This window comes from Methylobacterium organophilum, from assembly GCF_022179465.1.
GTDB lineage: Bacteria > Pseudomonadota > Alphaproteobacteria > Rhizobiales > Beijerinckiaceae > Methylobacterium > Methylobacterium organophilum.
In genome coordinates, this window is the sequence record NZ_BPQV01000046.1 from 1 (window position 1) to 266 (window position 266).

Consider the following 266-nt stretch of genomic DNA (forward strand, 5'->3'; position numbering starts at 1 on the left):
GTGCGAGCAGCCCCGAGCCCGTAAAGCCGATGCCGATCGCCACGGCCCAGATCCAATTGATGGAGAGATGGAAGACACCCTGACGTACCAGTTGCGCCATACCTCCGGCGGCGGCCTGCAGGAAGCCCCACAGGATCAGGTGCCCGCTGTGGCCCGCTGCGCTCACCCGCGCGCCCTGCATGAGGCGGCGAATGAAGGCGAGGTCGTCTTCGGGCGTGGGATGCGGGGGCGTAGGCGGGATTGGGCGTGACTGGTTCATTCCTGGC

1 protein-coding gene is annotated in these 266 nt (G+C 67.3%); it reads right to left on the reverse strand.

Annotation, left to right across the window (positions count from 1 at the left end; all coding sequences use genetic code 11):
- On the reverse strand, positions 1-266 hold a 266-nt coding region (locus MFF21_RS23750), incomplete at both ends, for a hypothetical protein (RefSeq protein ID WP_238315052.1).